Source organism: Pantoea sp. GM_Pan_4, from assembly GCF_026541005.1.
Taxonomy (GTDB): domain Bacteria; phylum Pseudomonadota; class Gammaproteobacteria; order Enterobacterales; family Enterobacteriaceae; genus Pantoea; species Pantoea dispersa.
This window is the reverse complement of sequence record NZ_JALNUZ010000010.1, coordinates 27,786-52,007: the sequence shown is the minus strand read 5'-3', so window position 1 is coordinate 52,007 and position 24,222 is coordinate 27,786. Positions and strand designations below refer to the sequence as shown.

The 24,222-nt window shown below is 45.7% G+C and carries 26 protein-coding genes; 8 read left to right on the top strand and 18 right to left on the bottom strand.

Annotated elements, in window-relative coordinates; genetic code table 11:
* The first annotated feature begins 122 nt into the window (after positions 1-122).
* On the top strand, positions 123-896 hold the full coding sequence (locus tag OXR61_RS18205; RefSeq protein WP_021506740.1) for a type IV toxin-antitoxin system AbiEi family antitoxin: 774 nt from the start codon (positions 123-125) through the stop codon (positions 894-896).
* Positions 889-1,806, top strand: coding sequence for a nucleotidyl transferase AbiEii/AbiGii toxin family protein (locus OXR61_RS18200; RefSeq protein ID WP_021506739.1), 918 nt, complete (start codon positions 889-891; stop codon positions 1,804-1,806). Before OXR61_RS18205 ends, OXR61_RS18200 begins: the two co-directional genes overlap by 8 nt.
* Before the next feature lie 200 nt (positions 1,807-2,006).
* Here the strand turns inward: OXR61_RS18200 and OXR61_RS18195 are convergent, their stop codons facing one another.
* The 6 genes from OXR61_RS18195 to hsdR all read right to left on the bottom strand — a co-directional run bounded on the left by OXR61_RS18195 (position 2,007) and on the right by hsdR (position 10,799).
* Positions 2,007-2,618 (bottom strand): hypothetical protein, encoded by a 612-nt coding sequence (locus tag OXR61_RS18195; protein WP_230857088.1) that lies wholly within the window; start codon positions 2,616-2,618, stop codon positions 2,007-2,009.
* Between the two features lie 9 nt (positions 2,619-2,627).
* On the bottom strand, positions 2,628-3,533 hold the full coding sequence (locus OXR61_RS18190) for a DUF2235 domain-containing protein (protein ID WP_230857087.1): 906 nt from the start codon (positions 3,531-3,533) through the stop codon (positions 2,628-2,630).
* A 138-nt stretch (positions 3,534-3,671) separates the two neighbouring features.
* Positions 3,672-4,004, bottom strand: a complete 333-nt coding sequence (symE, locus tag OXR61_RS18185; RefSeq protein ID WP_031279549.1) for an endoribonuclease SymE — start codon at positions 4,002-4,004, stop codon at positions 3,672-3,674.
* A gap of 235 nt (positions 4,005-4,239) precedes the next feature.
* Entirely contained in the window at positions 4,240-5,628 is a 1,389-nt protein-coding gene (locus OXR61_RS18180) for a restriction endonuclease subunit S (RefSeq protein WP_021506736.1), read from the bottom strand.
* Positions 5,625-7,214: an N-6 DNA methylase gene (locus OXR61_RS18175; protein ID WP_021506735.1), complete on the bottom strand. Its 1,590-nt coding sequence runs from the start codon at positions 7,212-7,214 to the stop codon at positions 5,625-5,627. Before OXR61_RS18175 ends, OXR61_RS18180 begins: the two co-directional genes overlap by 4 nt.
* Before the next feature lie 72 nt (positions 7,215-7,286).
* A complete protein-coding gene (gene hsdR / locus OXR61_RS18170) occupies positions 7,287-10,799 on the bottom strand; it encodes a type I restriction-modification system endonuclease (RefSeq protein ID WP_267412513.1) in 3,513 nt (1,170 codons plus the stop codon).
* A gap of 499 nt (positions 10,800-11,298) precedes the next feature.
* Here hsdR and OXR61_RS18165 point away from each other — a divergent pair, with 499 nt between their 5' ends.
* Positions 11,299-12,528: a site-specific integrase gene (locus OXR61_RS18165; protein ID WP_267412512.1), complete on the top strand. Its 1,230-nt coding sequence runs from the start codon at positions 11,299-11,301 to the stop codon at positions 12,526-12,528.
* A 58-nt stretch (positions 12,529-12,586) separates the two neighbouring features.
* Here the strand turns inward: OXR61_RS18165 and OXR61_RS18160 are convergent, their stop codons facing one another.
* From OXR61_RS18160 to OXR61_RS18105, 12 genes are all read right to left on the bottom strand, one after another.
* Positions 12,587-12,748, bottom strand: a complete 162-nt coding sequence (locus tag OXR61_RS18160) for a hypothetical protein (RefSeq protein ID WP_008925488.1) — start codon at positions 12,746-12,748, stop codon at positions 12,587-12,589.
* Positions 12,749-12,751: 3 nt separating this feature from the next.
* A complete protein-coding gene (locus OXR61_RS18155; protein ID WP_267412511.1) occupies positions 12,752-14,650 on the bottom strand; it encodes a hypothetical protein in 1,899 nt (632 codons plus the stop codon).
* A 331-nt stretch (positions 14,651-14,981) separates the two neighbouring features.
* Positions 14,982-16,037, bottom strand: a complete 1,056-nt coding sequence (locus OXR61_RS18150; protein ID WP_267412510.1) for a hypothetical protein — start codon at positions 16,035-16,037, stop codon at positions 14,982-14,984.
* 18 nt (positions 16,038-16,055) lie between these two features.
* Positions 16,056-16,430, bottom strand: coding sequence for a hypothetical protein (locus tag OXR61_RS18145; protein ID WP_267412509.1), 375 nt, complete (start codon positions 16,428-16,430; stop codon positions 16,056-16,058).
* 27 nt (positions 16,431-16,457) lie between these two features.
* The gene (locus OXR61_RS18140; RefSeq protein ID WP_267412508.1) at positions 16,458-16,772 is read right to left on the bottom strand and encodes a hypothetical protein; all 315 of its coding nucleotides are present in this window, start codon (positions 16,770-16,772) and stop codon (positions 16,458-16,460) included.
* A 541-nt stretch (positions 16,773-17,313) separates the two neighbouring features.
* Positions 17,314-17,733, bottom strand: coding sequence for a hypothetical protein (locus OXR61_RS18135; protein ID WP_267412507.1), 420 nt, complete (start codon positions 17,731-17,733; stop codon positions 17,314-17,316).
* Positions 17,717-18,091 carry a hypothetical protein gene (locus OXR61_RS18130; protein ID WP_267412506.1) on the bottom strand — a complete coding sequence of 125 codons (375 nt, stop codon included), beginning with the start codon at positions 18,089-18,091 and terminating at the stop codon, positions 17,717-17,719. The genes OXR61_RS18135 and OXR61_RS18130 overlap by 17 nt, the downstream gene beginning before the upstream one ends.
* Entirely contained in the window at positions 18,084-18,587 is a 504-nt protein-coding gene (locus tag OXR61_RS18125) for a hypothetical protein (RefSeq protein WP_267412505.1), read from the bottom strand. Before OXR61_RS18125 ends, OXR61_RS18130 begins: the two co-directional genes overlap by 8 nt.
* Positions 18,577-18,843 carry a hypothetical protein gene (locus OXR61_RS18120; protein ID WP_267412504.1) on the bottom strand — a complete coding sequence of 89 codons (267 nt, stop codon included), beginning with the start codon at positions 18,841-18,843 and terminating at the stop codon, positions 18,577-18,579. The genes OXR61_RS18125 and OXR61_RS18120 overlap by 11 nt, the downstream gene beginning before the upstream one ends.
* A 361-nt stretch (positions 18,844-19,204) precedes the next feature.
* Entirely contained in the window at positions 19,205-19,510 is a 306-nt protein-coding gene (locus tag OXR61_RS18115; protein ID WP_267412503.1) for a hypothetical protein, read from the bottom strand.
* 17 nt (positions 19,511-19,527) lie between these two features.
* Positions 19,528-20,115, bottom strand: coding sequence for a helix-turn-helix domain-containing protein (locus tag OXR61_RS18110; RefSeq protein WP_267412502.1), 588 nt, complete (start codon positions 20,113-20,115; stop codon positions 19,528-19,530).
* A gap of 62 nt (positions 20,116-20,177) precedes the next feature.
* Complete coding sequence (locus OXR61_RS18105; protein ID WP_267412501.1) at positions 20,178-20,399, bottom strand: hypothetical protein; 222 nt, start codon at positions 20,397-20,399, stop codon at positions 20,178-20,180.
* A gap of 1,491 nt (positions 20,400-21,890) precedes the next feature.
* Between OXR61_RS18105 and OXR61_RS18100 the strand changes: the two genes are divergently transcribed.
* The 5 genes from OXR61_RS18100 (at position 21,891) to OXR61_RS18080 (ending at position 24,180) form a co-directional block, all read left to right on the top strand.
* Entirely contained in the window at positions 21,891-22,247 is a 357-nt protein-coding gene (locus OXR61_RS18100; RefSeq protein ID WP_267412500.1) for a Rap1a/Tai family immunity protein, read from the top strand.
* A 102-nt stretch (positions 22,248-22,349) separates the two neighbouring features.
* A complete protein-coding gene (locus tag OXR61_RS18095; protein WP_267412499.1) occupies positions 22,350-22,907 on the top strand; it encodes a tyrosine-type recombinase/integrase in 558 nt (185 codons plus the stop codon).
* Positions 22,908-23,052: 145 nt separating this feature from the next.
* Positions 23,053-23,433 (top strand): hypothetical protein, encoded by a 381-nt coding sequence (locus tag OXR61_RS18090; RefSeq protein ID WP_267412498.1) that lies wholly within the window; start codon positions 23,053-23,055, stop codon positions 23,431-23,433.
* Positions 23,434-23,500: 67 nt separating this feature from the next.
* On the top strand, positions 23,501-23,761 hold the full coding sequence (locus tag OXR61_RS18085; protein ID WP_267412497.1) for a hypothetical protein: 261 nt from the start codon (positions 23,501-23,503) through the stop codon (positions 23,759-23,761).
* Between the two features lie 212 nt (positions 23,762-23,973).
* The gene (locus OXR61_RS18080) at positions 23,974-24,180 is read left to right on the top strand and encodes a hypothetical protein (protein ID WP_008925479.1); all 207 of its coding nucleotides are present in this window, start codon (positions 23,974-23,976) and stop codon (positions 24,178-24,180) included.
* Positions 24,181-24,222 lie beyond the last annotated feature (42 nt).

The window sequence follows — 24,222 nt, the reverse complement described above, 5'->3', positions numbered from 1 at the left end:
GTTTTGAGGGAAAGTCTTTATTTTTTGTTGACGATGCTTAAGTTGCGATCAACACCGTACATTGACTTTTTACTCGCAGGGCGGTTTACTTTTTTAATCATAGTCACACCATTAGTGAATGTATGACCTCAAAAATAAACTGGCTGTTGCAGAACACCGCTCCAGGAAGCCTGGTTTTACAAAACTGGCTAACCCGAAACAACATATCGCCTTCACTGGCATTTAAATACGCGCAAAATGGCTGGCTGAAAAAACTGCGTGCTGGTGTTTATGTCCGCGCTGGCCGGGAACCTGACTGGAGCGATGCGCTATGGTGTCTGCAGAACCAGCTTGAAGCATCGGTCTATCTGGCTGGACTGAGTAGCCTCTCCTGGCAGGGACGATCCCATTACCTGCAGCTTAAACAGAGCCAATGCTGGATTAGTGTTGAAAATAAAACCATATTGCCCAAATGGTTTAAGGAATTTCCCCATGTTGAGTGGCTTACGTTATCGGCCTTAAAACTTCCTCAATTGGATGAGAAGTTCCGAACCCAGCTTGAGATCAAAGGGAAAAAAATAACTGCAAGCGTGCCAGAACTGGCCGCCTACGAGCTATTAAGCGCGGTGCCTAAAGAAATCTCATTTGAGCACGCTGCCGAGCTTTTTCAGGGGCTGGTCAATCTCAACCCACGTAAAGTGGAGAACCTTCTCACGCTCAGCCAGTCTGTGCGAACCAAGCGCTTGTATCTGTTTTTCGCCAGCTTCTATGAACATGCATGGTTCAAACGTGTGGATACCAGCAAAATCGACCTGGGATCGGGCAACCGACAAATCGTTGTTAATGGCAAACTGGACACGCAATACCAGATTACTGTGCCCGAAAATTTTATTAAGAAGGGAATAAGCCATGGATAAAACCTCACCTTACTACCGCCAGGTCGCGTTACTGGTACGGGCATTACCCTATGTCGCTAACGAGACCTGTTTTGCGCTGAAAGGTGGAACTGCGATCAATTTATTCATCCGTGATTTTCCCCGATTATCCGTTGATATCGATCTGGCTTATATCGCACGGGAAAGCAGAGAGGTTGCGTTACCCAACGTGCGGGAAGCGCTTGCCCGCATCACTGCCGAGCTGGAAGCGCAAGCCGGGATCAGCGCAGTGCTGCAAACCAATAACCCCGATGAGATGCGCATTATTGTCACCACGAATGAAGCGCAAATTAAAATTGAAGTTTCACCCGTTGCCCGTGGAACATTGTATCCACCGCAAGAACGCGATGTCGTGGAAGCAGTGGAGGAAGAATTTGGTTTTGCCGCGATCCCGGTTGTCTCGTTGCCTGACTTATACGGTGGCAAGCTATGTGCTGCGTTAGATCGCCAGCATCCCAGAGATTTTTACGACGTTAAAATGCTCCTTGATACCCAGGGAATCGACCGGGCGATTTTCAATGGCTTTATTACTTATTTGCTTAGCCATAAGCGTCCATTGTCCGAAGTGCTTAGCCCGCGCTGGAAGGATATTACCGCGCCCTTTCAAAATGAATTCAGCGGCATGACCTTTGAGGATGTCTCACTGGAAGCGCTGAGAGAGGTTCCGGAAAGCATGCTCAGGGCGCTGAAGGCGCATTTTACTCAGCAGGACTTCGATTTCCTGATGTCATTCAAACGCGGCGAGCCTGACTGGAATTTAGCACCAGAAACCCACATTCAAAATTTGCCAGCCGTTCAATGGAAGCTCAGCAACATCGTAAAAATGTCGGAGGAAAAGCGCGCGCAATCACTGGGTAAACTGGAAAAGGTCATGACTGAATGGCTAAGTTAGTTTATTAAAATTGCTATAGTGAAACTGATAGTGAAACTATCTGAGTTTTTATAAACCAGAGAAGCCCTTTCGGGGCCAAATACCTTCTTGAAATTAAAATATAAAATCGGTGTTGGCCTCACTAGAGATCAGGCTTGTTGAAACCTGCTGCCGCGGACTCCAGACTTCCATTCAAATTAATCATGCTCTCTCGCTGCTTTTTAGTTGGGGTTCAAAATCATAGCCCTGATAGGCGAGCGGAACGTGCCATCCAACTGTTTAACACAATTTTGATGTGGAGCTTTAGAAACAGCTTCTGAGCTAACTGTCATAGGAGTTAATTCGATAAGCCGATTATCTACCCAAGTAGCCATGTAACTGTCTGGCGGTGATTCCAAAAAGCCAAAAGCAATTTTAGAGCCTTCGAATTTTATACGCCTGGTAACTTTCGGTTTAAGAAGTAAACTATTTTCACTTTTCCCCATAGTTAATTTAAAACGGAGCCGTATAGCATTGCCTTCAGGTGATAGTGTTAATGATTCTGGTTTTATGTTATTCGATACACTGACAGGTACAATACCTTCTATTGATTTTCGTAATGTGATAGTTGCTAGCGACGTCTCAGACTGAGCGACATACATTCCCGCCATGCGCCTGAAATTGGCTACCCACATCTCATTCAGGCGGAGAGCGATATTTTTACGCTGTATAATTGTCAGCGGCTTAGTCTCTTTAATAACTGCAGGCCGATCAACAACCATCACAGTGTTTGGATTCTGACTACCAAATAAAATATCCAGCCCTCCTCGTGAATCATGTTTCCCTGCTAACAATGGATCATCCTAGTTTTCCCAACAATTTGTCTGAGCCAGGCCCATCATGTATAAAAACTGCTCAGTTAATGTAATATATAAATCCCCAATACCTTTAGAGTATGAAGCGCCTATATCAGAGTGAGATCCAGGCAAATAGATAGTATTAATACGATTTGTAGGGAAAAACTGCACACCTCGAAGTAACGGTGTTTTATCCTCATCAATAGTTGGAATAAAAAGCCAGTTTCTGGCCTCGTCTATTGCAACAAAGTGCACAAGATAATCAACGTCCTGAGGTATGTTCAGAATAAGGCGATCTTGCTGACCTGTTGCTACGGTATCGTAGAGCAGCGCATAAAATCGTGGACTATTAATATCCGAATTGAAATACTGGCCCCAATGATTACTGACTATATTAATAAAGTGCCTGGCAGTTGCCGCTCCCCGACTGAATCCGGTAACAAAAACACGAATATCAGTTTCAGGATTTTGCTTTAGCCAAATCCTGGCTTGAGCATAGAATTTTTTTTCCGCATCTGCTGCAATTGCCATACTACTTCTACCAGTAGCAGCGTCGAAATAATCGATACTACTGCCCTGCATTCCAGCTCCGGGATAGTAAATATCAGCTTGTATAAGCTCTGCTATCCTGGCAACAAGAGTCCCCCGCTCACCAGATGGTATCCTGGCATGATCGTTGAGCGTCCCATCAAAAGCAACTTTGTATATTCTCACAGGTCGATTTCCAATGGGGGCAGTGATCAATGGCGCGTCTAAGACTGTAGACGTAATCTTATGGATTTCTTCATAATCTGTCACTTTTACAGGTATAGAGCGGCTACCCGAAACTAATTCCGTACAAGCACTTAAAAAACCACTCATCAAAATACATACAAGAATAGTGCACAGTTGACGAACCCAATTTCCAGCCATCTTTCCCTCGCATGCCGTTCTAATATCACTGCCAATGATGCTAAAGTTTCCGAAGCTTACACATATTACTTAGAATAGCTCTGTACTGACCTCTGAAAGTTAACCGCTCCCGATGCGATGCCGGGAGCGGTTTATCATTCAGACGACTTTCTGTTTACCGACAATGACCCGAATAAATTCCTGCACCTGCTTTTGTTTCCGCGCCGACAGTTTGCACACCTGGCGCAGCGACTGCATCAATTCGCTCTCTTCATGCCGGGCGGTGAGCACAATGCAGCCTTTCATTACCTTCACTTCAACCGCCGTACCACTGGCAAAACCAGCCTCTTCCAGCCATTGTCCTTTCATAGTGATGGCAGGAGTCCGACGATAATCCGGATAGCGGCTCGCATAGCCAACGGTTATTTGGCGATTATTTGCCGCGAGGACTTCTGGTTCAGCAGGTTGTGCAATAGAATGCGTGTCAGTCATGATTACTATTCCTTCTAAATAGTAGTTGTGATTAGCGGCGCGGGTGTGTTGGCGCACATCCGCACCGCGCTAAATACCTGTATATATCATCAGGAAAGAGAGGAAAAGTCCAGCTTAAAACAGCCTTGAATAAGGTATTTATAAAATCATTTGAATATAACGCGTAAGTTTTAGCTGGCAGAAAATAATAATAAGCGCACCAGTAAGGTGCGCAATAAAATAAGGCTCAGGATTTTTAACGCGTGGCTTTTTTACCTGTACTGGCCGCACGCTGGGCTTTAATTTTTTCCAGTAATGCAGCAGCGCTGTTTTCACCGCTGATTAGTTCCGGGTTTTCTGCCCGCCACTGGGCGGTGAGTTCACCACGGAACGCTTTCGCCAGGATGGATTGAGTGAGGTTGTTAACGCGGGCCAGCGCGTTATTGACCTGTTTTTCAATGGTGTCTGCGTATGAGAAGAGTTGTTCGACACGGCGGACAATTTCGTGCTGTTCCGAGAGAGGAGGGACTGGTACTGGGATCTCACTCAAACCTTTCTGATTTATTTTCGGGAGTACGGTTCGGCTTTCTGCGTTCGATACCCAATCGGTAAAGGTTGTGGTTAGCATCCAGCGGAAAAGAAAATAAGTATCTATTTTGCTATTAATCGGATACATGTCAGCACTACACAGACCGTCAAAACTCGCAATAGCCACTTTACATAAATATGGTCGGATTTTAGAGTAAATTATTTGACCTTTGTAAAACTCATGCTTAGCGCTTGTTACACCATCTTCGGATATTGTCTGATAACCAAATACTTTACCAGTCCATGATTCAATATGATTTGGAGCTATATGAGTAGTATTAGGAAAATGAAGCGGTGATTTTAAGTTTGATGCAATTTCTGCAATCTGATCGAAACGCAGCCATTGCCAAATTTTAGGGATTTTTGGTAACTCAGCATTTCGAAAATATTTTATATTATCAAAGTTTTCAGAAAATTTTGGCACATTTAAATTTACACTTCGCCACTCTTCAGTTAATTTTCCGTTCATCGCTGCAGCTAATACAGCCTGACGAAAACGTTTCAGAATTTTTGGGATTTGTTCAAGACGTGCTTTGGTGCTGTCTACCTGCTCCACCAGCGTATCGAGTTTTTCAGCGATGATTTTTTGTTCGGCAAGTGGTGGAAGATCCATTGCAAGCGAATCTAATACCTCTAGCCGAATCCCTTTAACAGTTGTTCCCGTTCCTAAACTTTCAATTAGTTGAGCCTGTGCTCGGTACCAATGTAGGAAAAAATTACGCTCTATACCGTTGGCTAGAAATAATGCTTTTAAATCTTGATTTATTGCTGAATCAAAAGATGCAGTTACAACTTTGCCTAAACTCATACGGGTAGCTATGATTGGTATGCCCGCCGGTATAATGTTGGTACTACTGTTTTTAACTGCATCTGGAGTAATGTGATCGACAGTATCTATAAGGGTATGTTTATTCATATCCTTGACACTCATCCACGGAATATCACCCCGGTAATATTCGGGAATCGCTTTACTGGGCGTTCCCCCTCCTACAATTTTTAACAGGGTATCACCGAGTTTGCACGGTACCCACCCCTCCGGCAATTTCCCCTCACTCATTCCTTCACCTCACCAAACGCTTCCTGCAGCAACTGACGCTGCGCATCGGCTTCATCGCTCGCCCCCAGTTCACGCATCAGCGCATCCAGTTCACCCAGCGCCTGCACCAGTTCGCCCATGGCTTCTGCCGCTAAAATATCCGGCTCCGGCAGGCTGTCGGCATCAATGCTGTCTTTATCTTTCAGCCAGGCGATATCCAGTGAATCGGATTTCGCCGTGCGGATCCACTCGCGACTGAATTTGCGCCAGCGGCTGGTCGCCAGATGCTGATCGGTGTTTTTGTTCTCTTCGCTGTCGGCTACTTCCGTCTCTTCTGCGTTAAAGCTCCACTCACCTTCACTACGCGGGCTTAAGCCGTGCGGGTCTTCACCATACACGCGCTCAAACGGTTGTAAATGCTCGTCGGTAAACGGCGTGCGTTTACCAAAGCTCGGCATATTGGTTCGCAGATCGTACACCCACACGTCATCGGTGCAGTTCTTATCCTGAGTCGGCTTCGTCACGGTGCCTTTGGTGAAGAACAGCACGTTGGTCTTCACGCCCTGAGCGTAAAAAATACCGGTTGGCAGGCGCAGAATAGTATGTAGATGGCACTTGTCCATCAGGTCGCGACGAATGTCGGTCCCTTTGCCGCCTTCGAATAACACGTTATCCGGCACCACCACCGCCGCACGGCCGCCAGGGAGCAGAGTTTCAACGATATGCTGCATAAAGCAGAGCTGTTTATTGCTGGTCGGGTGAACGAAGGTACGGGTAATGTTGGTGCCTGCTGCGCTGCCAAACGGAGGGTTGGTCGCAACCACATGCGCCATCGGCAAGGTTTCACCATCGCTACCCAACGTATTACCCAGGCGGATCGCGCCACCGTGGTCGAGATTGCCTTCGATGTCGTGCAACAGGCAATTCATCAGCGCCAGACGACGGGTGCCCGGCACCAGTTCCAGGCCAACAAAGGCACGATGGATCTGGAAATCCTGAGTATCGTTATCCAGGTCATCGAGATCATTAGTCTGCGACTTCACATAACGGTCGGCTTCAATCAGAAAGCCCGCCGTCCCGGCTGCAGGATCCTGTACCACTTCACGCGGCTGCGGTTTCAGCAGGTGGATAATGGTTTTGATCAGCGGACGCGGGGTGAAGTACTGACCGGCACCTGACTTGGTTTCGTTGGCGTTTTTCTGCAACAGCCCTTCGTACATATCCCCGAAGTCATCGCGGGATTTGCCGTGCGTGCCGTTGTACCAGTCCAGCGCGTCCATATAGCTGACCAGTTCAGTCAGCTGTTTAGGGTGCTCAATGGTGGTGCTGACATTATGGAATATCGCCTGCACCAGTTTTTGACTGTCTGCTCCCAGATGCACCAGCAGATTCCGGTAGAACTGCATCTGATCCTGGCCGATGCGGGATTTCAGATCATCCCAGCGATAGCCTTCCGGCAGGTAGTCCGCTTCCTGACCGGTCTCTTTACACATTTTCAGAAACAGCAGCGAGGCGAGTTCGTTAACGTAGTTTTGATAGGAGACGCCGCCGTCGCGCAGGTTGTCACAGAGCTTCCACAGCTTCGCGACCAGATCGTTATTGTTCATTGCGTATTCCGTAAATAAACAGCGGCCCTGTTCAGGGCCGCAGAAGAAGACATTGCCGGGGATGATAACGCGTTAAGCAGGCTCGTCCCAGATGTAATCGCTGAACTTATCGAGCAGGTTGTCGAGGTCATCGTCGAACGTTTTTTGCAGCATCGCCTTTCCGCCACGCCGATGGAAATTGCCCGTTTTGAAAACGTCGTCGTCAAGCACCACCTTCTCTTTCAGCGCCGTAGCTAAACGGTCGAGCCAGGTGACCTGCTCGCTGCTCCAGTCATTTTCGCCTTTGATGCGCTCCAGCGCATGATCGACACGATCATCAAACGGCTTCAGCGCATCACCCACCGCCGCACGGCGGATATGGCCAATCAGCCGGGCTGCGATATCTTCGTTGCGCGTCTCTTTCCACGCTTTGCGCAGGGAAGATTCCTCAAAGTGCTGGCGATCAAACCACTCCTGCAATTCGACCAGTCCTTTACGGGTAAGGTCGCGCGGACGATTGATCACCGCCTGTAAGGCTGGCTGCGCATTCGGTGAACGTTGCACCAGCGAATCAAAGGCTTCAAGGAAATCCTGCGGCGTGTCGTACTCACCATAGAGCGACTTAACGCTTACCACTTCATCGTCAATATCGAGGAAGATTGGCGCATCATTCAGGCTATTGATATCGGCTTTCAGCTTCTCAAGACGGGCAATGAAGCCTGGCAGTTTATTGAAGACTTCGGCACTCCAGTGCGCTCCTTTATCCCGCAAACGCGAAGCGAAACCGTTAAAATTAACGCCCGCTGCGTCCTGACAGAGCTCATCAAGACGACGCACCTGCTTATCTACGGTTTCGCTGCGGTCACGGTTAAACGTGGCCAGGCCGATAATACGCTGGAGCTTAGCAATCAGCTGTTCATGGCTGTGCTCGGCAAAGCTGCGACCATCCGCCTCCATGGTTTTGTAAGTCTCGGAGTCGGTGATTTCATTGACCAGCGTTTGCAGTTCGACCTGAGGACGGACAACTACCGGGCGCATGGTATCGACACTCTCCAGCGAGCTATAAATATCGACACAGTCAAAAATCTTAAAGCTGGTTTTAGCCACCGCCGGACACAGACGCGTCGCACGGCCTTTCATTTGCTCATACAGAATGCGGCTGCGTACCTTACGCAGGAAAACGATGTTACAAATCGACGGGATATCCACGCCGGTGGTCAGCAGATCGACGGTGACGACGATATTCGGCAGCCGCTCTTTGTTAAAGCGGGTGATCATGGTCTGCACTTTACGCGCGTCTTTATCGGCATCACCGGTAATCTTGATGATCGCGTCGTGTTCCAGCTGCGGATACTTTTTCTTAAACGCGGCACGTAGCTCTTCCACCACCATATCGGCATGGGCGTTAGTGACGCAGAATACCAGCGTTTTTTGCAGCCCGGTCGGATCGAGATACTCAGTCAGTTCATTACAGACGGCGCGGTTAAACGCGGGAATAATCAGCTTGCGGTTAAAGTCGGCGACCTCAAAATCCTGCTCGTCTTCCAGGGTATCGTTAATCACTTCACCCTGCGAACTAATACGCTCTACCTGCTCACCCTGAGCAAGATAAACGCCATCCTGCGCGTTGCGGGTCGTGATCTGAATCGGCGGATCCTGATCGATCAGATAACCGTCGGTCACCGCAGTACGATAGGTGTAGCGGTAAACCGGATCGCCGAAAATCTGCACCGTATGCAGCGCAGGCGTCGCGGTTAGTGCAACCTTCACTGCATCAAAGTGATCGAGAATACGGCGATAGGCTGAGACGTAATCCAACTGGCTGCGGAATTGCAGTTCACCTTCGGTCTGCTCTTTATCAAGAATGTAACCGCGATGTGCTTCATCCACCACGATACAGTCGTAACGACCAACCGGCATGGGTTCGTCAGATTGCAGGGTGCGTTTAACCAGCGACTGAACCGTAGCAACGTGAATTTTAGTGCTGTCTTCCGGGAATTTATCCGTCAGCCCTTTAATATCGAAAATGCTATTAAAGGTGTCGCCATTAATACGCGTATCGTCAAACGCGCCCAGCGCCTGCTCACCCAGAGAACGTCGATCAACCAGGAAGAGAATGCGCTTAAAACGCTGAGACTGGATTAGGCGGAACATCAGAGCTATCGCGGTACGGGTTTTACCGGTACCGGTCGCCATCGCCAGCAGGATCTCCTGCTGCCCATTGACGATGGCATTTTCTACCGCCCGCACAGCATCTTCCTGGTAGTAGCGCAGTCCCAGTTCGCTCATCCCTGAATTATCAGCAAACCACTGATTTTGTCTCTGCGGATCGCTGCCGAGCATGTCCAGCAGCTCTTCCGGGCGATGCCACTCCGGCAAGGCTTTTGACATGTTGGTGGTGTAGCGGACGTCACGATACCAGATGCCGCTTTTGGTCTTCATCGCCGCGCGATATTCACGCCCGTTGGTGGAGTAGCAGAAGGGAATTTTAAAGCGCTGTTCGCCGCTGGTATCCTGCCAGCTGATTTCATAGAGCGGTACCGCTTCGTGCACATCTTCTGCCGCGTACTCTTCCAGCAACGTATCGCGTAAGAACGCATTATCGAAGTATTTACTGTAGCGATAGGACTCATTGAGCTTAGTGGGAACGTCGATGTTCTTACGCTTCGCTTCTACTACTGCGATAGGCTTAAGACCAACAAATAAAACGTAGTCCGCAAACCCCTGCTTGCCCGTTTCATCTTTACCGGTTGGCCATTCAGCAATAGCTTTGTTGACTCCCGGCTCCGGGCGCGCGCCTTCAGAGAAGCGCAACGCTTTGCTATCGGCCTGCCAGCCTGCTTTACGCAGCTGTGCATCAATCAGGAAGCGACTCTCTTCTTCACTCAGATCGAGTGTACGCTTGATGGCCTGATCGGTGATTTCATTCTGGTATGCCTTACGTTCCTGTTCAGTCTGCTTCGCCAGTTCTGCATTTTTCTCAGCTAACTGGGCTTCCAGCGCCGCAAGCCTTGCTTGTGTTTGCGCTTCAGTTTCCTGCTGCTTACCTTCCAGAATAGCGATATAGCCGTTCAGGCTTATCAGCTTCTGCTGCTGTAATGCCAGCTCAGACTGACTCTGCGCTTTTTCGCGTGACTGCTGCTCCAGCTGTTGTTTCAGCGTCAGCACCTCCTGGTAGTAGAGGTTTTCGCCACGTTCAGGCAACGCAAAAACAGGCACTGCGAAATCATAATTTTTCGTGACCAGACGGTAATACCAGACACCCAGACGGAAGCCGAGCCGAAGGCACATCTGGGCATCATCAAGATCGTTATGGTATTCATGCACCGCCTGGTTACCTACACGGCGCAATTTGTGGAATACAGAAAGAATAGTGTCATCAACAAAGGCAATTTTGCCTAACTCGCGGAGGAGATCATGTTGATTCTCGCAGGAAGGGACGCCCAGTAGCAGGCCAAGGTGTTTAGCCGTCGCCTCACCAAACATACGCATTTTAACCAGCGTGGTGTTGGGATCATCCGGATAATTGTTTTCCGCCGCACAGGCGATGGCATAAGTGAAATCGTTGACGCCCTTCAGGAACTCAAAATTAGATTTATTCATCATTAAGTTTTGATCTGTCGCTGTGCAGCCTATCCATATATTTATGGCCTATAAGCTTTTATCTTAGCTTCCTGCATCTTCACGGGCAACGAACAACGTCACATCAACTAATTAATTCTTAAGGATTCGTTGATTTTGATGTGCCGTACTAAGCACAAAAGCCCTAAACTTTTTCAGCAAAGACATTTTGATCGGCCGCAATGTCAGATAAAAAGATCATTAAACCGATTTAACTCAAACCAGATCGATTTAAGCCAAGAGAAAAATCAAAAAAACCTTGCAGCTACTGAATTTCAGGCACAAAAAAAGCCGCTCGTAAGCGACTTAAGTTGCATCAGATGGTGCCGAAGGCCGGAATCGAACCGGCACGCCTCGCGGCGGTGGTCGCTTATCCAGCAAGCTGATCTAAGCTATTGAATCAACAGCTACAATTTCGCCACTTCGACAATCTACACAAGCAATTCTACCGTGTAAAAGCACCTGCAAAATAACTGGGGTTTATATGCAGGTCAAGAAAGATCGTTATCTCGTCTTAGATTTATGCGGAAACTACTATGTAAGGATCACCATCCCTGCATATATGCGTCATCTGTTTGAACAGAAGCGCTATTTCGTAAAGAGCACAGGAACAAGTGACATAAGGCAAGCAAGGCTATTCAGAGACGCTATAGCCGTTGAATGGGCACGTTTACGGGAACAGGTTAAACCTAAAGAAGCCAGCAAGATTGAAAAGGCTATTGAAGAGCTAAAATCAGCCAGTATAAGTGCATTTGAAATGCCGATGCAGCAATTCAGTAGTGTGCAATCTGGCGGTGTCCCTACCCTACTTATGATGCGTGACATCTACATTTTGAAATTCAGTGAGAAGAGAAAGCTCACTACCCTATCGAAAACCAATAAAGCGGTTGAAGTGCTGTTATTGCACCTCAAAAAACGTGATGTGAAGTTGAAGGATGTGAACAGAACAACAGTAACAGCCTGGATAGATAGCCTTAAGGAAGATAAGGCCGCACAGACAATACAAAACTACATTAGCTCCCTTGCTCAGATTTGGGATCTGGCTAGGAACCGGTATCACGATGCACCACAGGATAACCCCTGGCGTGGTCACGCTTTGGAGGCAAAAAGCAGTAAGGTGAGTTATCAACCGTTCACAGTGTCAGAGTTAGCAAAAGTATTTGCTGCATTGGAAGGTGACGAAGAGATGCAAGCAGTTACATTAATTGGGATGTATAGCGGGATGCGACTCAATGAGATCTGTTCACTGAAATCAGAAAGTATCAAGACAATCGAGGGTGTATTGTGTTTTGAAATCAAGGAGGGGAAAACGAAATCAGCAGCAAGGATTGTCCCTGTGCATAGTCAATTAAAGGGGTTGGTTATTAGGCTGCAACAAAAGCCTTATGACGGCTTCCTTTTATACCGTGCATCAATCACAGACCGTGCAGACGGCAAGCGCTCTACGTGGCACACACAACGATTTACCAGGGCTAAGCGTAAGGCTTTGGGAGAAAATGGAAATGAATATAAAGTTTTCCATTCGTTAAGGGGAATGTTTATAAGCCAGTTGGATAGAGAAAAAATACCTGAAGACCGTATCGCTTTGCTTGCAGGACACGAGCGCGGCAATACGGAAAGTTTTAAAACATATTCGAAAAACTCCGCTTCGCCTGCTGAGTTATCAGAATATATTGAGAAAGTCGCTTTCGAAATAAAATCAGGCGATAACTGATAGATTTATCGGCGCGAGAGCATAAGAAGAACGTTCTGCGCCTTAGCCTTAGCCTTATTCATAGAAATACTGCTGCTAACACCTTGAAGATATCCCCTATTGAAAGCTGTTGGCTTGCTGGCAATGTGGATTCATACCAGACAAAAAGCACAGCGATAATGCACCAGGCAAAAGCCAGCTTACTCTCTGGCTCTTCTTCTTTCTTGTTACGTTGAAACATCGATCACCATCCAGCATATGAAGATTGTAGAGCTTGCGTCTGGCGCTGCTGTCCTGCTTCAAAGATTGCAGTAACGTTAGTGTTAATAACTCGGCTAAACTCACTATCATTAACGCCTGTTTCACTCCTAACGATAATGTCAGGAATGTTAACAATAACAGGCGGTGCAGACTGATAACCTACAGGCTGTGACATAGCCCCTTTAGGACTAAATGCGCTGATCATCTGTTGAGCGCTGCTATCAAGCTGGTTAGGCTTTTCACCCAGGACAGGGGCGAACATATTCGATGTGTTCTGTGCTGCTTCCTGAGATCTACCGCTAAAGCCTTTGATCCAGTTCCAGAGTGCATCTCCTGACGCATTAGCGTTAGCCATTGCAGCCGGATCAGCGCCAGCAATACCAGTATTAGGGTTAACAGGTGCAGGCTTGAAGCTGAGAGCGTTAGACACATCCTTGCGCTGTTCTGGCGTCACTTCGTTGCGATGGAAGAGATTAGACAGGCTTTCTTTTGTCTCTCGAATACTCTTAACCAGGCTTCCCAATTGAGTGATGAAATCGCCCACTTGTTGCCCCATCCACTTAGCAGCGGGAAGCAGATCGTGTAATGCTTCTTTCAACTGGTCACTACTGCCTACAGCATCCAATACACCGTTGCTAAACTCGTTGCTAAGCCCTTGTGAAGCCTGATCGAGTACAGCGCTAAACCGCGTAGCCTTCTCTGTGTTGTTGGCTGTCTCGTCTGTGAGGTTGGCCCCTGCATACGTCATCTGTTTAATAACGTCTACAAGCCCCTGTCCGTTGTTCTTAAGCGCTGGCAACAGGTATGTAAGCTGATCACCTAAACTTTCGATCAGGTTGGCTGTCTGTGCATCTGATAGCCCTTTCTGCTGTCCTGCATTCACTGTAGCTTGAATAAAATCAAGCGGGTTTTGCTGAAAGCTTTTGATCGTGTCTTTATCCCAGCCAAATTGGTTGGCAATATCGCCCACGGCCCCGCCGCCGCTCCATTCCCCTTGTTTATTCAGTGTGGCATTGTTTACGAAGTCACCGATCTTTTCCCTGGTATCTTTAATCTGATCGCCTGATTTCTCGTTGTTGGCGTCAAGGAAGCCAGCGGCTTTCTGTGCCTGAGTCATCGCTAGCAGACTGTTGGCATTGATCCCAAGAGATTTAGCAGTGTTGATTACTTCGCGGTTTGCTTCTGTCGTGTCGCGCACTGTATCGATTGCTTTGCTTAAGCCCAGCCCCACAGCACCCACACCCAAAGCACCTACGCCAGCAGCGCCCAAACCGCCTAACAAGCCCTCTGAAAGGCTCCCTTTCTTCACGAAGTCTCTAGCGGCTCCACCTGCGACACCTCCGGCAAATCCGTGACCGCCTCCAGCACCGCCAGCACCAGCGCCGCCGCCTTCCGCTTTACGTCTCTGTGCAGCAGCACGGCGCAACAGTGTGATCTGTTCCCTGATCTCTAAGTTGGTACGTGCAACGCTCTGGCGTCCGTGTTCCAGTTCCCGAGCCTGTCGGTGAATCTCACGACTCACATTGTTCTCTTCGTCTGCTGTGCGTCCTACAATGCCGTTAAGCTGTAGAAGCGCTGAGCGGCGTTTTAAGTCGGCTTGTTCTGCACGTCTTGCCCCTGCAAGGGCTTCCCTGTCTGCGGCCTTCTGTGCGCGTTCTGCGGCTTTCTGGTCGCTAAGTTGCTTACGTGCATTCTGTGCCTTCACTCGGGCTAGCTCACGCTCTGCTTTCTTCTGACTGTCATTAAACTTTTTAGCAGGTGCCTGGCGCACTTTGACAGATTCAGAATATTTCTTTAGTTGCTCAATAGATTTCTTTGCATCATTAAAAGACTTTCTATCAACTTTAAAATCTACAACGTTCGTTAGCTTCTGAACATTCATCCTAACGATTCCCCTTTAATATTTAAATGTAGTTTACATAATCGCTTTGATTATTTGCTTTGGTTGTCTACAGCTTTCTTTAGCGCTGCATCCAGTGATAATCCGTCTCTGTGAATGTAAGATTTAACTGTGCTGTATTTCACATCAAGTAGCTTACACATCCAGCTAACATTAATAGCGCTTTCGTGTTTGTTTAAATCAACTTCAATATGTGTTCCGGCACTCTTTAGGATCATTTGCATTATTAATTCACTCTCTCTTTATAAATAACAAAAGGGACGAAGCCTTTAAGCCCCGCCCCTTATGGCTTAGACCCTAAGATCTAAAGATGTTATATTTCGCCTGTAACGCCACCATAAACGATTGCTTGCGGCTGCTGGACAACAGGCAGGATGCTAACCTCTGTATGCACACCAGGGAAGCCCCAGCGCTGATCATAGGTGAGATAGCTACCGATTCCGTTATCATCTAATACGTGGCTTTCCATATGGCGTACAGCCTTCCCTACGTGCAGATCAAACAGCGATGCACCAATCAGGCGAGGAACAGCAACAAAGCCGTCTTTGTCTGCCAGGTATTTTTCATACTGAGGCAAGCCGCCGATATCCAAGAACACAACACCATTCAATTCCCATTTACGGGCCTTATTCAGGTTAGGTGCGATCTGTGTCAGTGGGTTGGCATCGTTGTTAAACGCCATAGTAAACTGTACGAAGTCTTTAATAGACTTGTGACGCTTGAAGGCTTTAGCAGACTTACCAGCACACAGCACGATCATAGATTCGCGGTAGCTTTCCAGACCTAACAGCTTAGTACCCATAATGCGGCTAATGTCGTCCAGTTGTTCGAAGATATCAACACCGGAAGTATTATCAACATTCAGAGTGAAGCGCGTGCGCTCTTGCTCGAACTCTGCGAAGAAGTCTAGATCCTTCTGTCCCGCATATGTAGAACGGGCTACACCAGTCATTACAGCCTGTGCTAAACGATCTTCAACAAAGTTGGTTGCCATTACAAGCTGGCGATCAGAATATGCCTGTAGCTGAGCCACGGCCTGATCAGTGCGGTCAAAGATACCGAAACGGAGTTGTGTCTCCAGGTCTTTGCTGCTCACGTCATTGGTGATTGCTGAGTGAATCAGTTGATAGTTGTACGCCTGCCATTTTTTAGACGGGGCTGAGTTCCAATCGCTTTGGGCGTATGGCATTGTCTCAGTACTAATAAAGTTTACGCCGTCTGCTTCCTGACGCTCGATCAGAATTTCGTTGCTTGCGTGGCGCTGAGTTTGGAATAGATTGCTGTCTAGCAGAATCTTATTCTGTACGTTTGGCACTTCAAAGGTGTTAGCGATAGAAACATTACTACCGAAAATTTCACGTAGATACATTATTATATTCCTTATTGATTAGGTAGTAGGTAGAGCAAATTCAGCCCACGATGCGAAACGGTATTTATCAGCGGCCATAGCTGCGATAATTACACTACGATCAGCACCTTCACCAAATACCAGAGCCTGGTCTTTAAGAATGGTATGCTCTTTAGCTGCAATAACGACAAATCGATCACCAGCGAAAGCAGGTTCAACAATAACGCCAGCAATAGATGTTTCTGCATCTGCAATCAGTGAGCCATTAGCGGCGATAACACTACCAACAACCAGATCAGCGCTAAGCGCTTCCGGTAGTTCCAGCTTGCGATCCTGTAGTACGCCGTCACCTGAATAGGCCACGACTGCGTGACGAAAGTCTACGCTTTTAAAAATACGACCAAAACGAGCCATAATTATTTTTCCTTAAGTTTAAATAGTTCAGACACGATATTTAATACCATTCACCAAATCTTGTAATGTTGGTTTAGGTGTTGCTGTATCTGATTTAGTGATTGTTGCTTCGAGCTTAGATTTTCGTGCCTGAATAACAATATTGTTTGCTTCTTCCAGGTCATCCACAAACAAAGTTACTGGAACTTTTTCACCTGTAAGAAACTCGGAAGCTTTTTTAACTTCCAGTGCAGTAGAGTTTGAGTGTTTAGCAATAAACTCTAAGTCACACTTATTAAATCCTGTGACGTTACAAGATTTTAATATACGTTGTTTCGCGTCTGGCGCGTTGAGTAATACCATTTGATTTTATACCTTGTGGGATGCGTATTATTTTACGCAGATAGATATAAAAAAAGTCCCCTCGGGTTAATCAGACCGTCAACAGGGATACTTTTGTATATAATTTAAAAGGATATCTAATAAGCTACATTTAGAGTTTCTCACGTTCTAACGTGTCTTAATTTTAAGTGCTTCTCAGCACTATTAACGGACGCTAATCAGCTAATGCTTTTAGAATGTAATATTCTTTAAAAAATCTACTCTCTAGGAAGAGTAGATAAACGTTTAAGGAGAAACGTAGATATGTCAGGACAAAACCCAATGATAGATTTTTGAAAGAATACTAAGACTAGAAAAGAAAAAGGGGGGAGAACCACGCCCCCACAATTTCTAACCACTGTCCAATAAGGAAAAGACAAACCACAGGGCAGGATCGGTGAACCGTGGTCTATCTAACTTCGTAGCCGTAAGTGCTTGAAGTAGAGGAAAGAACACTAATCTCCCCCCATACCTTTATAATACAACATCTTTAGATCTTTGTCAATAGTTTTTGCGTATTATTTTACGCAAATTCATCAACTTCTTTGATCCCTTCTTCCTCTGCTACCAGACGGGCTAAATCAAACTGGTGGTACACCTGATCATCAATAATGCTGGCTTCTGAGTTGAGCCATTCGAGCTGGTCATTTAGCAAGGCTTTAAGCGTTTCCGCTTCACCGTCACGCAATGCAAAGTCTTTGCTGTCTGCGGTGGCCGCGATAAACCGCACAATCGCTGTAAGCTTGTCTGAGGCGGTTTTTAGCAGTGCTGCCACTTCTGCTAGGCTTTTCTGTGAAAGCGTGTCAGAGAAGCGTAGAGACGCTTCAATGATTGGCATATAGTGGGCGTCTTCAAATTCCCACACAAGGGAACGGAAGTAAGTGAAAGCGCCTGAATGCTCTGTAGTTGGATCGATACGTTCGTTATTAGTGGATTTTGTCATCTAACATTTCCTCGTCTGTTACTTGTCTGTAGTTAAAATAATTCCATTCTTCGTAATCATCAGCCGATAGGAAGCCTAAAGCTTCCCATTTATGCGGCTCAATTCCGTTAGGTTTAGTTGTCTTGGTCTTGCGGGGTTTGTAGTAAACCCCTTTCACAGAGGTGATATCTGAAACAGCTTTATATTCTTCCTGTGAAAGAGGCTTGCTATCTTCTTCTATTACTACCATCGCATAACCAGATGGTAAACTTCTAATTTCCTTTGCTAGTCTTCTTTTCTGCTTATATTTCATAACAGAAAGATCTAATCTAGTTTCGTCCTTAGTTGGTAATTGATTATTGTTATAGGGTTTAGCCACGTCTTAAATCCCAATGTCTATTTTTATTATAAAGTCCCTGCAATCCATCAACGCTATTACAGTTATCTTTCACTCGGTGAATTTCACTGCGATCCACACCGCCGATCAGGACGTTATCGGATGCCTTAGCTTGCATAGGACAGCCAATCACCTGCATCTGTCCGTAGAAATACGCATCGTGTAATCTCTGCCAGGGGTTATCAGCATAAATATCGCTGTCGTTGAATTTCGTGCTTACTTCTACCTGTCCGACTCGCTCCGTTCGCTCAATAGCGCCACCTGTAGCGGCGGCTATGTCGATGTTCCAGCGTGCTGCCAGGTATTGAAGGGCGGATAGAATAGAGTTGTATAGGATAAGGCAACGTTTGTTATTCTGTTGCCCGATACTCTCAAAGTACTGGTTGATGATTTCTAATAGTTGCTCGTCTGTAATCTGTGTGGCATCTGCATAGATTGAGCGTCTAACAAATCCTAGTAACTGTGTATCAACTAACATAATAAGTATTCACCTCTCCGCTTTCGTTAAATAGGTTTCCAAAGTAATCCGGTAGAATGTTGCTTAGCTCTTTAAGAAGCATAAGGCGATCATAATCAAACTTGCTACCGCTGCTAACGTTCTTGAATAAGTCGGAGTATTTAAGGGCAAATCCGAATAACGCGCTTTCGTATGTTCCAAGGTTTCCAGATTCCTTAATCCGTTTCATTTCCAGTGCTGCTAGTAAGCAGTCGTAATGCTGTTCTTTATTGGTCATCGGTGTATCTCGTTTGGTAGTAGTAGGCTGCTTCGCCTTTAGTGTGTACAAATGAAGTGTATAGGATTCCATTTTCCTTATGGTTATACATAAGGAAATCACCTGGAATGTATTTTGTTTTGTGTACGTCTTTAGTTAACAGTCTATAATGTCGCTTTCTTGCTTGGGATTTAGTTATTAGCAAATCGGCGTCTCTCTCAGAAAGTTACCGTGATTAGGAGTTTTCAAGATAGTGCGCACTGTGTCTGGTGTATGATCAAAGAATAATTCACATTGTTCTAAGTCTTCGCCTAATTTCTCGGCATACTCTATAAAATCCTGTTCGTGTTTATCTTCGGTATACTTAATAAAAAACTTTCTATCAGTCGTAATCATTGCTTACCTCAAATAATGTAAATCCCTGGTTTGCTTTAGCGTAAGCTGGAAGGCTACCGCGTGGAATATGCTGGATTGCTCCAAAGTTTCTAAGCTTCTTTAATACGCCGTATGTATAAGCTTGCGTTGCATCGTGGCACTCTAGGTAATCTTTTACAGTAAACTCAAAATACCCCAGCGCGTTATCCAGTGATCTGGCGCGTTCTGTGTGGTTCTTAATGAATCTGTATAGTTCTGCTTGCTTAGGTGCAAGAATAATATGAGTGCTTAACTTGTCGTTCCTTAAAATCAATATCGTTACTCCTTATATTAAAATGGCTCTTCGCACTCTTGTTTAGTGTAGGTGCGTAGTGGTGTTTTATTATTGGCGATCCGGCGCTTGGCTTCTTCTAATGCATCATTCTGGCTTGATGAAGTGCGAAGCGGCGTTATAGCCTCACCTAGATGTAAAGATCTTACAGAGGCTTTATAACCGTGCATCAGTTCGGGGATAATGTCATCATCATCGCTGTAATCAATCGTAGGAGCTTCTGCGGCTGGCGCTGATGTTTGTACGTCTTGCACCTGTTCAGGCTCTTGCGTGGCTTCCTGTTGTCTCTGAGACGGTAACGGCAATGCTTCGTATAAGTGGCTGTTACCAGGGCGCTCTATAATAGACAGGAGGCCCATATTTACCAGGTTCTTAACTTCCCTTCGGATCACCTGTTCTGATCCTAGATTGAGTGTCTTAGACATTCCACCCATAGAAGGAAACGCCTGTTTATTGTTATTCTTAAATCCTGCGATGTAAGAATAAATGATCTTAGCGTTAGTGCTGATACTGTGAGATTGTCCGTTATGTTCGATCTCGTTTAGTCCTAAGATTTCGTAGCTTAGTTGAATATGTAAAACTGTCATTGTGATATATTCCGTTGTATAGGTAAATTTGCCTCTCCTCCTTGCGCATTACCTTCCTGTTATTATGCGTTAGCTTCTACGAGCTTTTTGGCACGATACAGGTTTACACCGTGACGAATCATTTTAGCGTATTCTACATTACCGCGCTGATTTGCAATCTTAGCAGTGCGGAGAATTTTCTTTGCTTCTGCTTCTGGTTCTCTCGCGTTAGAGATAAGAATGAATACGTGGTTACTGTCGATATATTTACGAGGCTTCCCGCCTTGAGTTAAACGTGTTGGCATTGGTCGGATGCTCCTTATTTTAGAAATAGAAAAGCACCGTCCAGCTACTTAGCTGACAGTGCATTGTAAAGTGTTTGTGTAAGTTGATAATTTCATTGTATCCCATAAGGGACACATTGTCAATACGTTTTTAAATCTTTTTTCAGGTGGACAATGTACCACAACTTAGCCCCTGAGTGCAAGCACTTTAGGTAATTATCTACAACGCTCTGTAATCGATTCTAAGCGCCTCTGACACACACTGAACAATTCACCCACTAACAACCCTTTAAGCGTCTCTGTGTGTCTCCTGTAAGTTATATGCAATAAGATCTTGTGCCGTGGAGTACTCCACCTTACAGGCGGCACATATTCCCCTGTAAAAAGCCTGCACTCACCAGACAGAGACAGACATACAAACTTTAGTTTGTTGTGGGTTGATGGTTGATATAGAGCAGGTTTGAACGTGTGAGCGTAGCGTGACAGGTTCTTACCTCACGGTGCATAGCTTCGCTATTGCCGCAGGCATTGCACGTATCAGATTGATCAGGAGTGTTTCAGCGGGTAGCTGAATAGATAGAACAACAGCCAACGGTAACAACCGCAGGCCCATTAGTTGACCTGGTACGCGCCAGCGTAAGATCATTAGGCGGGAGACGCCTATAAAACATAATAAAGATCTATTCTTATATATTAATCTTATATTTATTCTTATCGTCTATCACCCGTAATAGGGGTGGGCTATTACCGGTAATAGGGGTAGCCCTATCATACGTAATAGGGGTAGCATTAACACTAATCATTTTGCCCCACTGAAAGACACCTAAAACACCACTAAAACACCTGCTTTGTTATTCACTCAGTATTTTATCAATATATTGTCTATATTCACTCAATAACAAGCATTACTCTTGCCCCAATACTTGCCCAGGTGAATCACCTTACGTCTGACATAATTACACTGGATTGCAGGAAGCCGCACACAGCAAGGCTTAAGGCCAATCTATGAAAGTAGAATGAAAGTACTTTGCCCCACAATGTAGAGATTTACATAACAATGCTGAACGAGTTTTCGAAAGTTAATTTTTACCTGAAAAAAACCCTATTTTCAGCCTGGGTTGTGACCAATTCGTTATAGTTTCACAAGGACACTATTAATCACCTGACGTCACTACTATCACCCCTCCAGATAGGTGCAATTCTCTACTTAACACAATGTAGATTGTGTTAACTAGGCTCAACAAACCCAGCAATAGCAAGGCTTCCCGCTTGTTACGTGCAATGGGCCTACCTCACTAACCAACTTATGCAAGGTTTATGCAGTTTTTATGCATTTCTTCGGCAAAAATAATTTCAATTGAAATAATAATGTTATGATATTTGATCAGCTTGAAACGTCAGATCAGGGGGCGGGGAAAATTCGCGGTTAGGCAGTGAAGTAGAATAAATGTGGATCTATAATCCTGAAATCAAGATTTAGTCGTTCAGTTCATCAACAAATCAGGTAAGCCTATGCGGTCGAATTATGCTTGTAAGCTTTTTGCAGTTCTTAGTTTAACGATTTACTCTACACATTCTTTTGCTGCAATTGACGGTAAAAATTTATACCAACTGGCTGACGATTATAAAGAATTTTCTACTAAGCATAAAATGTCCAGCACTTCCGCAGGCACCTTTATCGGCTATGTTACAGGTATTGCAACCATACTAAACATTCAAGGTAAAATCTGCATCAGCGGAGATGTATCTACCGGAAAAGTAGTTGATAGTGTTCAAAACTACATCCAAGACAACCCCCAATTTAAAAGTATAAGCGAAGGTTCTATAGTTGTGATGCTCGCACTAAGTGAAACATACAAATGTAAGTAACCCTAAAACAACCCACTTAAAAACCACAAAAAAAAGATCTTTACATCTATCTTAAGCCAATGTAGCCTCCCACTTAACAAATCAACTCGGGAGTAAATAAGAATGAAAGCAGCAGCGATTTTAGAAGTGAGTGAGACAAAGGCAATCATTGAGGAACTGGAACAGCAAGGAAACGATTTAGTAGCTGACGTGTGCCGTGTTATGGCCGTGTGTTTGCTCCGCGTGACGGATGCAATCAATCTACGTTACAGCGACTTTGAGCGCGGTACGTTGAAGATCGTAGAGCAGAAGACAGGGAAGAAAAAAGAGATTGAAAACCTACCAGCCTCAATCCTGGCTATGGTGGCTAATCGTCGTGCGGCCTACCCCAAAGACACGTTTATCTTTGCTGGCAAGGGCAACCGCTGCAAAAAGGACACGCCAGTAAGCCGCGTATACGTCTCAACGTCGATCAAGAAGGTGGCAACAAAGTTAGATATTGAAGGAACAATCAGCGCTCACAGCTTCCGCAAGTATGGCGCTACACAGGTGCTAGATAAAACAAGAGACTTAGCACAGGTTAGCGATCTTCTGAATCACACTAACTTCCAGAGTACCAAAGCTTATCTAAAGCTAAGTGCTAAAAGTGCAGGCATTGCAGTGTCACACATTGAAATCTAAGGGGTTTACATAAGAGAAGTTGCAATAACGCTAGAAATATCTGGAGATACCCTCCAAACAACAATGAGGATGATAACTGCATTACTTGTTGTTTTGATTGTAAAAGTAAACCAAACTATAAACTTAGAAATGAAAAGGGTATTAGATGAAAGTTAAGATTATTGCGTCTTTGGCTGTTTTTGGTTCTCTGTTGCTTTCTGGCTGTGTAACTCGTTATGTGCAAGTGCCAGCGCCTGTAGCGGCTCCGGCGGCTCCAGCTCCAGCTCCAGCTTCTACAGTGAGCATCGTTAACGTGTCTGTGTGCAAGTTTATGGCTACGTATGACGGCGATACATACTCAACATTGCCAGCCGTAATGCTAGTGACTTTCTCAGACGGCGATCAGTGGGTGAAGTTGCCTAATGGTAGTAACTTCCGTGTGTGGGATAAAGGGCCGCTGAAAGGTGATCACACAATGGCTTATTACATCCGTTCAAAGTTGAAGAACGGCGGCACGGCAGTGGGCAGCGCGAACCACTGCAAGTAACAAGAACGGGGTTATCTTACGATTTCCCTTTTCAGATAAGATCTTAAGATCTATTGAGGCTTGAGTTATGAAGAATTGCGCGCTTCATACGTTTTATGGCGGGTTAATGGGGCTGAGTGTAACGGGCTGTGCGGTGTTGGTGTTCCTTCTCGGGGCGCTGTTCGCCATCGATGCCAACGCCTACCAACAGAAGACATTACAGCTTGTAGATGAGTTTGAAACAGACAACAAAAGGATATGTTTTTATGAAGATGCTCAACGCTCGGAAACAGTCGAAAAGAAACTATCGCAACAGTGTGCTGCGGTCTTGGTTGTCGCAGTTGATTAGGAATATGTGGGCTAAGCGGATAACCGCTGTGCTCCTGGTGGTACAGTTCATCGCATTTATTGTGCTTATAAGAGCTTAAGAAGGCCCACACTCAATGAATTAATGCTTTCATTGAAAGCTGTGAGACTATGTTTTCAATAGATTTTGAAGGGCTGGCATAGTGCTGGCCTTTTTTGTATCCTTCTCTCTAAACATCTTTGGAGGGTAAGCCAATGACACAGAAGAAAGAGTACTATCACCCGCTTACAGCAGACGAATTAGCAAAGGCTAAGCTGTTCAAGATCAGCGCTGAGATTGATTTAGAGCTATACAGGACGTTTAAAGCGGAGTGTGGCGCTAGGGGCTTAAAGATGAAGGAAGAAATAGCCAAGGCTATCGCCAATCACCTTAAGCTTTTAAAAAAGGCTAACAAGGAATAGTTAAATAAAAGCTATTTTTAGACAATGGAAGCCATTAAACCC